The organism is Prevotella sp. DNF00663, assembly GCF_001553265.1.
GTDB lineage: Bacteria > Bacteroidota > Bacteroidia > Bacteroidales > Bacteroidaceae > Prevotella.
Window position 1 is genome coordinate 75,410 of the sequence record NZ_KQ960598.1, and the last position, 13,222, is coordinate 88,631.

The window sequence follows — 13,222 nt, forward strand, 5'->3', positions numbered from 1 at the left end:
AATGACAAGCTACTACAAAATAATAAGTCTTCTTACACTGTGTTTGCTAGGTTTTGTGCCTATGCAGGCACAGATTAGAGGCAACAATATCGTTGTGATGGTACAACCTGACCATCAAGATTGGAACTATCGTGTTGGCGAAAAAGCGGTATTTACTGTACAAGTATTGAAATCTAGTACCTTGATGGATGATGTGAAAGTTGATTTGGAAGAGGGGCCTGACATGTATCCGATGGTGAAACGGACTGTAACCTTGAAGAACGGAACAACTCGTGTGAGCGGAACGATGACGCAGCCCGGTTTCTATCGTGTGAAGGCCATGGCTACGATAGCCGGTAAACAATATACTGGACTGTGCACGGCAGCCTTTTCGCCTGAGCAGGTGAAGCCTTATGCGCAATGTCCTGTAGACTTTGATAAGTTCTGGAGCAATGCTTTGGCCGATGTTAGGAAGAACGATTTGAATCCTACAAAAGTGTTGCTGCCTGAGCGGTGTACCAAAGATATGAATGTATACGAGGTGAGCTTTACCAATAATTCTTCTCAAAGTAGAATGTATGGTATCCTATCTGTGCCGGTAGCCGATGGTAAATACCCTGCTCTGTTGCGCGTACCAGGAGCCGGTGTCCGTCCTTATGGTGGTGACACCTATACAGCTCCGGGTAAATGTATTGTGCTGGAAATCGGTGTACATGGTATTCCTGTGACAATGAAACAAGAAGTTTACGACCGTCTTTTGCAAGGAGCTTTGAATAATTATTGGTCTGTAAACTTGGACGAACCGAATCAAAATTACTATAAGCGAGTGGTAACGGGGGCTGTCAGAGCTGTAGATTATATTGCTTCGTTGGCAGCTTGGGATGGTAAGACACTTGGAGTAACGGGGGCAAGTCAAGGTGGTTTCCTGTCGTTGGCGGTGGCTGCGCTGGATAAGCGTGTTACTTTCTTGGCTGCGGTACACGATGCTATGTGCGATTATGAGGCCGAACTGCACGGTGTGGCAGGCGGTTGGCCACATTACTTCTATCATAATAAAGGTGTAGATAAGAAGAAATTGGAGGGTGCAAGATATTATGATGGTGTGAACTTTGCCCGTCGTATTCAGGTTCCGGGATGGTATTCGTTCGGTTACAACGACGAGGTTGTTCCGCCGACATCATCTTATGGTCTTTATAACACCATTCAAGCAGAAAAGGAATTGAGCGTATATCAACAGACTGGTCACTTTTGGTACCAAGAGCAATGGGACGAATGGCAGGGTTGGTTGATTGCACATTTATTGAAAAAATAACTTGTTAGTATGAAATTTATCCATCTATCACTGTTTTGGGGCATGATGTTTATGAGTACAATAGCCTTAGGGAGCAATACTCCGGCAGAGAAATTAATCTTTCGATTGAAGAAGATTCAGAAGAAAGGGATTATGATTGGACATCAAGACGACCCTGTATATGGACGTACATGGAAGTGGGATACAGGACGTTCTGATGTGAAAGATGTCTGTGGAGACTATCCGGCTGTGATGGGATTCGACTTAGGTAAATTGGAATTAGGGCGAAAAGAAAACTTGGATGGAGTGTCTTTCGACCGGATGAGAGAGGAAATCATAGCCCAACATGCCAGAGGTGGTATTGTAACATTGAGTTGGCATCCTGATAATCCTGTGACCGAAAAGACGGCATGGGATCCTAGTGGCGATGCGGTGAAAGCTTCTTTGCCTCATGGTACACATCGTGCTAAGATGAGGGAGTGGGTTGATAAGGTTGGTAATTTTATCCTATCACTGAAAGATAAGGGAGGAAATTTAGTCCCGGTAATATTCCGTCCGTTCCATGAAATGTCGGGTGGATGGTTTTGGTGGGGCAGTAATAGCTGCACACCGGAGGAATACCAGCAGCTTTATCGAGTGCTTTACAGGCGGTTGGTAAGCATGGGATGTGACAATCTCGTATGGGCTTATTCTCCAAATGTAGGTTACGATGATTTCATGAAATATTATCCCGGTGATCAATATGTGGATTTGTTGGGTATTGATATCTATGAATTTGATAAAGACAACGCCAAGTATCAGCTGTCGGTGAAGCAATGTCTAGATGAATTGGCAGCCCTTGGGAAGCAAGAGAATAAGCTTATTGCATTCACAGAGACAGGTTGTCAAGGGCTACCTTACGCTGATTGGTTTTCCCAAACATTGTGGCCGGCTATCAAAGATTATCCTATTAGCTATGTACTTTTTTGGCGTAATGCGTGGGATAATGCCAAAGAGTGCTATATGACTAGCCCCGGCCATGCCACAGAGAATGATTTTAAGGCCTTTTATAAGCTGAAGAAGACCTTGTTTGTAAACGATATTAAATAAAAACACATACGTAATGAAGAATTTTAAGGAGAAAGTAGAGCTTTTGAAACAGCATCATCAAGAACTTTTGAAGCGCCCGAATGTGCCGGAAGAGTGGGGGAATGGCATTTATACAAGATATAAATATCCAGTCTTGACAGCTGAACATACTCCTTTGGAGTGGCGATATGATTTCGACGAACAGACCAATCCTTATTTGATGCAACGCATTATGATGAATGCAACCATGAACAGTGGTGCTATTAAATGGAATGGAAAATACGTGTTGATGGTTCGCGTTGAGGGTGCAGACCGTAAGAGCTTCTTCGCTATTGCAGAGAGTCCGAACGGTATAGACAACTTTAAGTTTTGGCCAACTCCTGTTACGATGCCCGATGATTTGGTTCCGGCGACGAACATATACGACATGAGACTCACACAACATGAGGATGGTTGGGTGTATGGAGTGTTTTGTGCTGAACGGCACGACGATACTTGTCCGAACGATTTGAGTGCTGCTACCGCTACAGCAGCGATTGGTCGAACCAAAGATCTCATCCATTGGGAACGCTTGCCTGATTTGAAAACAAAGAGTCAACAGCGTAATGTGGTGCTTCATCCGGAATTTGTTGATGGCAAATATGCTTTTTATACACGTCCGCAAGATGGTTTTATAGATGCCGGTTCAGGCGGTGGTATCGGTTGGGCATTGGTAGATGACATTACTCATGCGGAAATCAAAGAAGAGAAAATTATCAATTTGAGACACTATCACACCATCATGGAGGTGAAGAATGGAGAAGGACCGCATCCTATAAAGACCCCACAAGGATGGTTGCATTTGGCTCATGGCGTGCGTGGATGTGCTAGTGGACTTCGCTATGTGCTCTATATGTACATGACAGCATTGGATGAACCAACACGTGTTATCGCACAACCGGGTGGTTATTTCCTTGTTCCGCAAGGTGAGGAATATATTGGTGATGTGATGAATGTGGTGTTCTCAAATGGTTGGATAGCCGACCCTGATGGCACGGTTTATATCTATTATGCCTCTTCAGATACTCGTATGCATGTGGCAGTGTCTACTATCGACAAGTTGATAGATTATTGTATGCACACGCCAGAGGATGGTTTTACCACTACACATAGCGTAGAGACCATTAAAAAGTTGATAGAAAAGAATCAAAACTTGGGTACATCCGCATAAAAGTAGTACTTTTGGATGAACTTTAGATAATATTTGATACAATGGCAAAGAGCAAGTTGATAGAGAAGGTTGGTTATGGTTTTGGAGATATGTCTTCCAGTATGTTTTGGAAGATATTCTCCTATTATCTCCCGTTTTTTTATAGTAATATCTTCGGATTGCGTTTGGCAGATGCTGCAACCTTGATGTTGGTCACTCGAATATGGGATGCTGTCTCCGATCCTATGATGGGAATTATCGCCGACCGCACCAATACGCGATGGGGAAAGTACCGTCCTTATCTGTTATGGGTAGCCCCACTGTTCTCTATATCGGGCATCTTGCTGTTCACTACTCCAGATTGGGACTATGCTGCAAAGCTTATTTGGGCTTACGTTACCTATATTTTGATGATGACAGTCTATACTGCAATCAATGTTCCTTATGGCGCTATGTTGGGCGTATTGACTGATGATTCAAACGAGAAAACGGTGTTTTCCAGCTTCAGAATGTTCTTTGCTTATGGCGGTTCTTTTATTGCTTTGTTTGCATGGGAGCCTCTGACACGCCTCTTCGGTGGCTATGATAGCACGCAAGGATGGTTCTGGGCTATGGTTTCGATTGCCGTTGCATGTTTTATTTTGTTCTTGCTTTGCTTTGCAATCACGCGTGAACATTTGAAGACGGTGTCTAATGTGAGTATTGGTTCGGATATAAAATCGTTGCTACACAATAAGCCTTGGTGGCTGTTGATAGGTGCTGCGCTCTGCTTTAACCTGTTTAATACGGTGCGTGGGTCTACGGTTGCCTACTTCTTTAAGGATATTATAGGTGATCAAGCTGTCTTGTTGTTCTTCACTATACAGTTGGCTTTTTATGGAGGATTGTTCCTTGGAGTGGGCGAAGTGTCTAATATGCTGGGGGTATCTATTACTGTTCCTATTGCTAATTGTATCGGGAAGAAGACTACTTTCATCTTGGTAGATATGCTATTGATAGTTTTGAGCATCACCTTTTTCTTTATTCCTTGTAGTCCGACAGGTTATTGGTGGATGCTGATATTCCAAGTATTGATTTCTATTCTTACCGGCGTGATGAGTCCATTAGTATGGAGTATGTATGCCGATGTAAGTGATTATGCTGAGTTGAAGTTCAAAACAGCTTCGACAGGACTTATCTTTAGTAGTAGCTCTATGGCTCAAAAGTTTGGTGGAGCCATCGGTGGTTCGGCTGCATTATGGCTATTGGGTGGCTTTGGATATGTCACAGATCCGGCTATTCTAGCCCAAGGTAGCGTGACACAACCTGAAGTTGCGCTCAACTGTCTGCGTTATTTGATGAGTTTTATCCCTGCCGGCGTGGCATTGGTATCACTCGTTGTGGTTTACTTCTACCCTTTGACGACGGAGAAGATTGAAGATATTAATACACGATTGAAGGCTGTGCGCCGTATAGAAGACTAGAGTTATGAATGGATTTAAGCAAATCATGCAAGAAGTCTTGGAGCATAATATTCTCCAATATTGGCTTGATAAGGCTGTCGATCAAGAACGTGGAGGTTTTTATGGCAGAATAGATGGGCATGATGTTTTGCATGCCGATGCCGATAAGGGAGCTGTTTTGCATGCTCGAATCTTATGGGCTTTCAGTGCAGCTTACCGTGTCTTGCAGAAGCCGGAATACTTAAAGGCTGCCATGCATGCTAAGGATTACTTGCTAGAGCACTTCGTAGATAAAGAATACGGAGGCGTATATTGGTGTGTGGATTGCAATGGTGAACCGGTAGATACAAAGAAACAGACTTACGCTATAGGCTTTGCCATCTATGGATTGAGCGAATATGCACGTGCTACCGGCGATCGACTGGCACTTGATATGGCTATTCTGTTGTATCATGACATAGAAAATCATGCTTTCGATAGCAAGAATAATGGTTATATCGAGGCTTTGACGCGTGAATGGGAACCCATTGCCGATATGCGATTGAGTGATAAAGACGAGAATGGAAGTCGTACGATGAACACGCATCTCCACATCATAGAACATTATACGAATCTCTATCGGGTATGGAAAGATGCCGGATTGGAGCAGCGTATTCGCAATTTGCTGACCATATTTACAGGCAGAATACTCAATCATAAGACTTGGCATCTTGACTTGTTTTTTAATGATGAGTGGGAGAGCGAGCGCAATATTCAAAGCTTTGGTCATGACATTGAGGCTTCATGGTTACTTCATGAGTCTGCACTTGTTTTGGGAGATAAAGCTTTGTTGCGCACTATTGGCCCCTTGGTTCGTCGTATTGCCGATGCAGCCGATGAAGGTTTGCAGGCCGATGGTAGTATGTTGTACGAACGTTGGCTAGATTCCGGCCGTGAAGACAGGCAACGCCAATGGTGGGTTCAGTGCGAAAACATCGTCGGTCATGTGAATCTATACCAACATTTTGGTGATGAAGAGGCGCTAGGTGTGGCTGTGAGATGTTGGGCATACGTTCAAAAGAACCTCATAGACTGGAAGATTGGCGAATGGCATTGGGCGATGCTAGATGATGGAACTTTGAATTTAGAGGATGACAAGATAGGGTTATGGAAGTGTCCATACCACAATAGTCGCATGTGCTTGGAATTAATGGAGCGCATGTAGATAGTAACTCATGGTAAATATTAGATTGCTTATTTCTTGAATCCGGGAGGATGAAGGAACTACTAGAAACAAATTAACAGTAATAGAGTTGGCTAGTGGTCGCCTATATAGCTAGTTGGAGGCGACCTACTGGCAACTCTTGAAAGATTAAATGACAGATTTCTAAAAACAAAACTACACAAGACTCTCACCAAAAGTGAGAGTTTTTTTGTTTGAAGCCTTTGCCATTACCTTTGATTTGGCTAATTTTGCAGTCATGAAGAGAGTTATATTGACATTGTCTTTACTATTGTTAGTTACCATTATGGTAAAGGCTGAAACCGAGCATACGAAAACAAGCGACTTAACCACTATACCTGCACTTCAAGAATTGGGACATCAACTCTTGGAAGGGAAGCAAGGAAGCATTGTAGCTATTCGTCCTGAAACAGGAGAAATCTTGGCATTGGTTAGTAATTCTTTGGATTCCAGTAAGATCAACCGCGCCATCACGGGCATATATTCACCGGGGTCGACTATCAAGACTGCCCAAGCACTGACGCTATTGTCGGAAGAAGAGGTGACTCCTCAAACTACTTATCCTTGCAAGAAAGGCTTTTGGAAGCAGGGAACACACGTAGGTTGCCATCCTCATAGTCCTTCACTCAATCTTGTAGATGCTTTGTCTCATTCTTGTAACACATGGTTTTGCGAATCGTTTATGGATATGGTGGCTGATACGATACGCTATGAGACTTATGGACGAGCCGTGGATGTATGGAATGATTACATGCAAAGCTATGGGTTGGGGCATACATTAGGAGTCGATGTACATGGAGAAGCCGGTGGGTTGATACCTAATGCCGAATTCTTAACGAAACGCTATGGCAAGAAATGGAACGAACGTCAAGTGCTATATTTCGGTATGGGGCAGGGACTTATACTTGTTACACCTCTCCAACTTTGCAATTTGGCGGTGACTATAGCTAATCGAGGCCATTATTTCACGCCTTACCTACATCGCAGTTCGGTGAAGGCTGACCCTGTAAAATATTATACTCCACATGTAACCATGGCTACACAGGCAGCTTATCGGACTGTGATTACGGGTATGAGAATGGCCGTGATGCATGGTACCTGTAAAAGTATGAACACCAAAGCGTATGCCATTTGCGGTAAGACGGGGACGGTAGAGAATGCTGGTGAAGACCATTCGGTATTCATAGGCTTTGCTCCTGCGACTCAGCCTAAGATTGCAATCTGTGTGTTTATAGAGCATGGAGGGATGGGAGCAGACGTCGCTGTGCCCATAGCTTCAGCCATGATCAAGAAGTATATGGGCAAATAATTGTGTTTAGTATTTCTATATTATCTCCCATCTTTGCCCACATGTCTACTCGTTTACTTGTTAACTTCTAGATGTTCTTGTCTACTTGTCAACCCGTTTACTTGTTAACTAAATTACTGCACCGGTTTCGCAGCATTGCTGTATAGGCTTTTCAGCATTACTGCATGGGCTAGACAGTAATGTTGCCTAGGCTTTGCAGTTTGATGATAAACGTGCAAACAAGTTGGTAAGGAGTCTAGATTTGGGGCTGAAATGGAAGCTATGAAGCGCTCGACGTGTTCATTAAGACTAGGTATCTAACCCCTCTTTTTTGCTATCTCGACATGACTTTTTGTTTGAATTTATGATTTTTTGTGTTAATATAGCGTAATTGTAGGCTAAAACTTAGTACCTTTGGGCTCGCTTTGGAAGCATCATATAATAACGTTATAAATTCTTTATGTATTTTACTTTATTTGTTACCGTTTTGATAACGGCTGTAGTTTTGGTGGTGGCAGCATACGTCATAGCCAAGCTTATCGGTCCGCGTTCGTACAATCCGGTCAAAGGTGAAGCATTTGAGTGTGGTATTCCGACCCGTGGGTCGTCGTGGTTGCCAAACCATATTGGGTACTATCTCTTTGCAATCCTTTTCTTGGTGTTCGACATTGAGACCGTGTTCCTATATCCTTGGGCAGTTGTTGTAAAACAGTTTGGACCGATGGCTCTTGTTAGCATCGGCTTCTTCCTTGTAGTACTAGTATTTGGCTTGGCTTATGCTTGGCGGAAAGGAGCGTTGGAATGGAAGTAAGAAAAAGAGCATCTATCAAGAGTTTTCCTTACGATGACTTTAAGGACAATGACTCACTAGAGCGTATTGCTGAAGAACTGAACGAAGGTGGAGCCAACGTAGTGTTGGGTTCGCTCGACGCAGCCATCAACTGGGGACGCTCAAACTCACCTTGGTCGTTAACCTTTGGTACCTCTTGCTGTGGTATCGAGTTCATGTCTATCGGTTGTTCTCGTTACGATATGGCTCGTTTCGGATGGGAGGTTACACGTAACTCGCCCCGTCAAGCCGACCTAATCATGTGTGCCGGAACGATTACCAACAAGATGGCTCCGGTGTTCAAGCGTCTTTATGACGAGATGGCAGAACCTAAGTATGTGGTAGCTGTGGGGGGATGTACCATCAGTGGTGGTCCGTTTAAGAAGAGCTATAGTGTGGTTCGCGGTATAGACGAGCTGGTGCCAGTGGATGTATACATCCCCGGTTGCCCTCCACGTCCCGAAGCTATCATCTATGGCATGATGCAGTTGCAGCGTAAGATTAAAGTAGAGAAATTCTTTGGTGGTGCTAACCACAAGATGAACAGCGAAGAGAAAGCTGAGAGTTTGAAGCTTGGTGGACTTCGTGGTTTGAGTAATGAGAATTTCAGTGCCGACAAGTTGGGCAACAATCGCCCTATCATTGTGACGGAAACGCCTGCTCAGGAGAAAATAGAAGAATTAGGCAAGGAACTTGATACATTGGAGCAGAATGCTGTAAAGGCAGAAAATACCCCTGTAACTCCTGCTACTCCCGCAGCTCCTGCAACTGAGTCGCCTTCTACTGAAACTAATAATAAATAAGGTAAGCGAGCAATATGAAATTAGAAAATAAAGAATTTGGCTTCGATAGTTTCCTTGCGGAGATGACGAAACTGAAAGATGAAAAACATTTCGATTACCTCGTTACAATCATAGGTGAAGATTTTGGAGGCGAAGGAGGACTTGGCTGTATCTATATTTTGGAGAATACAGAGAGTCATGAACGCATCAGTGTAAAGCAGTTGGCAAAGCAAGTGGGTGAGGAGTATGTCATTCCTTCGCTCTATCATGTATGGGCCAGCAGCGATTTGTTGGAGCGTGAGGTCTTCGATTTCCTTGGTATCAAGTTCTTGGGACATCCGGATATGCGTCGCCTTTTCTTGCGCAACGATTTCCAAGGGTATCCTCTCCGTAAGGATTTTGATATGAGTCCGGATGCTAACCAGTTCCCTATGACCGACGAGCCTGAATCTGACTGGACTTCAGAATGGAATTTAAATGCCAATGGTGAATTGGTTGAGACCAAGCATCGTCTTTTTGATGAGAACGATTTCGTGATGAACTTTGGTCCTAACCACCCTTCTACGCATGGTGTGCTTCGTTTGCAGACGGTCGTAGATGGTGAGACTATCAAGCATGTTTATCCACATTTGGGATATATCCATCGTGGTATTGAGAAGATGATGGAGGATATGACCTATCCACAAACACTTGCATTAACCGATCGTCTTAACTATCTGTGTGCTATGCATCATCGTCATGCCTTGGTTGGCGTGATAGAAGAAGCTATGGGTATAGAATTGAGCGACCGTATACTGTACATCCGTACCATCATGGACGAGTTGCAGCGTATCGATAACCACTTGTTGTTCCTCGGTACATGTGCACAAGACTTGAGTGCGTTGACAGCATTCCTTTATTGTATGCGCGACCGTGAACAGGTGCTTAATGTGATGGAAGAGACCACTGGTGGACGCCTGATACAGAACTATTATAGAATAGGTGGATTACAAGCCGATATCGATCCGAACTTCGTTGAGAATACGAAGAAGTTGTGTAAGTATCTCCGTCCGATGATTCAAGAGTATCTTGACGTATTCGGGGATAATGTGATTACACATCAACGTTTGGAAGGTGTGGGCGTTATGGATATGCCTAATTGTATTAATTATGGTGTGACGGGTCCTGCCGGTAGAGCTTCGGGCTGGCACAACGATGTGCGTAAGAACCATCCATATGCTTTGTATGACAAGGTGAAGTGGAACGATATCGTTGCTACTAATGGCGACTCTATGGATCGATATATGATTCATATTCAAGAACTCTATCAGAGTTTGGACATCATCGAACAGTTGATAGACAACATACCTGAGGGAGAATACTATATCAAACAAAAGCCGGTAATCAAGGTTCCGGAAGGTCAATGGTTCTTCTCTGTTGAAGGTGGAGCCGGCGAATTCGGTGTTTATCTTGATAGCCGTGGCGATAAAAGTCCGTATAGAGTGAAGATGCGTCCGATGGGATTGAATATTGTAGGCGCTTTCGACAAGATGTTGAAGGGGCAGAAGATAGCCGATCTCGTGGCAACGGGTGCTGCTGTCGACTTCGTTATTCCCGATTTGGACAGATAATACTAATTTCAAAGAATGATAGAATAAAAACAACGAATAATTATGTTTGATTTTAGTATAGTTACAACATGGTTTGACAATCTTCTCCGCCAGACTCTTGGTCTAGGAGATTTCTTGTCTATATTGATAGAATGTGTGATCGTCGGTGTGTTGATATTGACAGCATATGCCGTCATTGCCATTATACTTATATTTATGGAACGCAAGGTTTGTGCATACTTCCAATGCCGTATCGGGCCGGTTCGTGTAGGTCCGTGGGGTATATTCCAAGTATTTGCTGACGTTGTGAAGATGTTGATAAAGGAAATTTTCATCATTGATAAGGCTGATAAGCTTCTTTATTGCATAGCTCCGTTCCTCGTTATTATTGCTTCGGTGACGACTTTCTCGTTCCTCCCTTGGAATAATGGTGCAGTCATTCTTGACTTCAATGTCGGCATATTCTTGCTTACCGCCGTTTCTTCAATAGGCGTGTTGGGTATCTTTATAGCCGGTTGGGGTAGTAATAATAAGTACTCTGTAGTCTCTGCTATGCGTGGAGCTGTTCAGATGATTTCCTATGAAATATCGTTAGGACTATGCTTGATAGCAGCAGTTGCACTTACCGGAACGATGCAAATCAGCGGTATTGTGGCAGAACAGACAGGTCCTTGGAACTGGCTTATCATCAAAGGACACATCCCAGCCATCATTGCTTTCTTGGTATTCTTGATTGCCGGCAATGCGGAAGCAAACCGTGGCCCGTTCGACTTGGCTGAGGCTGAGAGCGAGTTGACTGCCGGTTATCATACAGAGTATTCGGGTATGGGATTTGGTTTCTACTATTTGGCAGAATATTTGAATCTGTTTGTTATCTCAGGTGTTGCTGCAACAGTCTTCTTAGGCGGTTGGGCACCCCTGAATATCGGCATTGAAGGTTTCGATAATTTGATGAATTTGATTCCCGGATTCGTGTGGTTCTTCGGTAAGACATTCGTAGTCGTATGGCTATTGATGTGGATTCGTTGGACATTCCCACGTCTGCGTGTCGACCAAATATTGAAGCTTGAATGGAAATATCTCATGCCATTGTCATTGCTCAATCTCGTATTAATGACTTTATGTGTAGCATTTGGCTTGGTAGGTTAAATAAATAAGGTATAGAAATGGCAAATAATGAAAAATCATATTTCCGGGGTATTGCCGATGGATTAAAGACTTTGGTTACCGGTTTGAGGGTAACTTTGAAAGAATACTTTATTCCTAAGACGACAGAGCAGTATCCTGAGAACCGCAAGACGACACTGCACGTGAGCCCACGCCATCGTGGTCGCTTGGTGTTTAAGCGCGATGAGAATCAAGCTTATAAGTGTGTTGCTTGCTTGATGTGTGAGAAAGCTTGTCCGAACGATACTATTAAGATCACTTCTGAAATGGTGACCAATGAGGAAACCGGTAGAAAGAAGCGTCAATTGATAGATTATCAGTACGATCTTGGAGACTGTATGTTCTGCGAGCTTTGCGTCAATGCTTGTAATTTTGATGCTATCGAGTTTACCAATGACTTTGAAAACAGTGTTTTCGACCGTGATAAACTCGTGTTGCATCTAGATAAAGAAGTATATAAGGGTGGCAGTCTGCCTCAATTGATTGATGGTGGTGCTCCATTCGAAATAGGTAAGTTCAATACTAAAACAAAATAGGTAAGTAACGAATATGGCAAATTTAGTTGTATTTTGCATCCTAGCTGTAGTCATCATTTGCTCAGCTGTGATGTGTGTAATGACAAAAAGAATTATGCGAGCTGCTACTTTCCTGTTGTTCGTGTTGTTCGGTGTTGCAGGCATATATTTCCTGCTTGACTATACATTCTTGGGTGCTGCGCAGATTTCTATCTATGCCGGTGGTATCACGATGATGTATATCTTCGCTATCCAGTTGGTATCGAAGCAGGCCCTGCAAGGTTTGGTAGAACGTTTTAAAGGTAGCCGTGTGCTGAGTGGAGTATTGGTTTCGCTCATCGGTTTGGCTACTGTAGCAGTGATTCTTCTCAAGAATGAGTTTATTAATGCAGCTGCTCAAGTAGCAGATACTGAAGTTCCAATGGCACAGATTGGTAATAGTTTGCTTGGAGCAGACAAGTTCCAATATGTATTACCATTTGAGTTTATCTCTGTGTTCTTGCTGGCTTGTATTATTGGTGGAATTATGATAGCACGAAAGGAGGAAAACAAATGATACCCGTATCGGCTTATTTTATCTTGAGCACATTGTTGTTCTTCATTGGAGTATTTGGTTTTGTTACCCGTCGCAACTTGGTTGCTATGCTCATTTCCGTCGAGTTGGTACTGAATGCGGTGGATATTAACTTCGCAGTATTCAATCGTATCTTGTTCCCCGGACAGTTGGAAGGCTTTTTCTTTACGCTGTTTTCCATCGGTGTGAGTGCTGCTGAGTCAGCCGTTGCTTTGGCAATAATCATCAATGTTTACCGTAATTACAAGAGTGATCAGGTGAACAGTATTGAAAATATGAAATTCTAA

The 13,222-nt window shown here is 43.4% G+C and carries 13 protein-coding genes; all 13 read left to right on the forward strand.

Going from position 1 to position 13,222, the window contains the following annotated elements:
- Position 1: 1 nt before the first annotated feature.
- The 13 genes from HMPREF3034_RS02435 to nuoK all read left to right on the forward strand — a co-directional run bounded on the left by HMPREF3034_RS02435 (position 2) and on the right by nuoK (position 13,222).
- Positions 2 to 1,291: an acetylxylan esterase gene (locus tag HMPREF3034_RS02435; protein ID WP_062432922.1), complete on the forward strand. Its 1,290-nt coding sequence runs from the start codon at positions 2 to 4 to the stop codon at positions 1,289 to 1,291.
- Between the two features lie 9 nt (positions 1,292 to 1,300).
- Positions 1,301 to 2,359: a glycoside hydrolase family 26 protein gene (locus HMPREF3034_RS02440; protein WP_062432868.1), complete on the forward strand. Its 1,059-nt coding sequence runs from the start codon at positions 1,301 to 1,303 to the stop codon at positions 2,357 to 2,359.
- Positions 2,360 to 2,372: 13 nt separating this feature from the next.
- On the forward strand, positions 2,373 to 3,548 hold the full coding sequence (locus HMPREF3034_RS02445; protein WP_062432871.1) for a glycoside hydrolase family 130 protein: 1,176 nt from the start codon (positions 2,373 to 2,375) through the stop codon (positions 3,546 to 3,548).
- A gap of 41 nt (positions 3,549 to 3,589) precedes the next feature.
- Entirely contained in the window at positions 3,590 to 4,990 is a 1,401-nt protein-coding gene (locus HMPREF3034_RS02450; protein WP_062432874.1) for an MFS transporter, read from the forward strand.
- A gap of 4 nt (positions 4,991 to 4,994) precedes the next feature.
- Positions 4,995 to 6,173, forward strand: a complete 1,179-nt coding sequence (locus HMPREF3034_RS02455) for an AGE family epimerase/isomerase (protein WP_062432877.1) — start codon at positions 4,995 to 4,997, stop codon at positions 6,171 to 6,173.
- Between the two features lie 256 nt (positions 6,174 to 6,429).
- Entirely contained in the window at positions 6,430 to 7,500 is a 1,071-nt protein-coding gene (locus HMPREF3034_RS02460; RefSeq protein WP_082721668.1) for a penicillin-binding transpeptidase domain-containing protein, read from the forward strand.
- A gap of 439 nt (positions 7,501 to 7,939) precedes the next feature.
- Positions 7,940 to 8,290 carry an NADH-quinone oxidoreductase subunit A gene (locus HMPREF3034_RS02465; protein WP_036897165.1) on the forward strand — a complete coding sequence of 117 codons (351 nt, stop codon included), beginning with the start codon at positions 7,940 to 7,942 and terminating at the stop codon, positions 8,288 to 8,290.
- The gene (locus HMPREF3034_RS02470) at positions 8,281 to 9,111 is read left to right on the forward strand and encodes an NADH-quinone oxidoreductase subunit B (protein ID WP_036897163.1); all 831 of its coding nucleotides are present in this window, start codon (positions 8,281 to 8,283) and stop codon (positions 9,109 to 9,111) included. Before HMPREF3034_RS02465 ends, HMPREF3034_RS02470 begins: the two co-directional genes overlap by 10 nt.
- Positions 9,112 to 9,125: 14 nt before the next feature.
- Positions 9,126 to 10,700 (forward strand): NADH-quinone oxidoreductase subunit D, encoded by a 1,575-nt coding sequence (locus HMPREF3034_RS02475; RefSeq protein WP_062432883.1) that lies wholly within the window; start codon positions 9,126 to 9,128, stop codon positions 10,698 to 10,700.
- A gap of 42 nt (positions 10,701 to 10,742) precedes the next feature.
- Positions 10,743 to 11,828, forward strand: coding sequence for an NADH-quinone oxidoreductase subunit NuoH (gene nuoH / locus HMPREF3034_RS02480; protein ID WP_036897158.1), 1,086 nt, complete (start codon positions 10,743 to 10,745; stop codon positions 11,826 to 11,828).
- Between the two features lie 17 nt (positions 11,829 to 11,845).
- On the forward strand, positions 11,846 to 12,382 hold the full coding sequence (locus HMPREF3034_RS02485) for a NuoI/complex I 23 kDa subunit family protein (RefSeq protein WP_062432885.1): 537 nt from the start codon (positions 11,846 to 11,848) through the stop codon (positions 12,380 to 12,382).
- Positions 12,383 to 12,395: 13 nt separating this feature from the next.
- Positions 12,396 to 12,917, forward strand: coding sequence for an NADH-quinone oxidoreductase subunit J family protein (locus HMPREF3034_RS02490; RefSeq protein WP_062432888.1), 522 nt, complete (start codon positions 12,396 to 12,398; stop codon positions 12,915 to 12,917).
- A complete protein-coding gene (gene nuoK / locus HMPREF3034_RS02495; RefSeq protein ID WP_036897151.1) occupies positions 12,914 to 13,222 on the forward strand; it encodes an NADH-quinone oxidoreductase subunit NuoK in 309 nt (102 codons plus the stop codon). Before HMPREF3034_RS02490 ends, nuoK begins: the two co-directional genes overlap by 4 nt.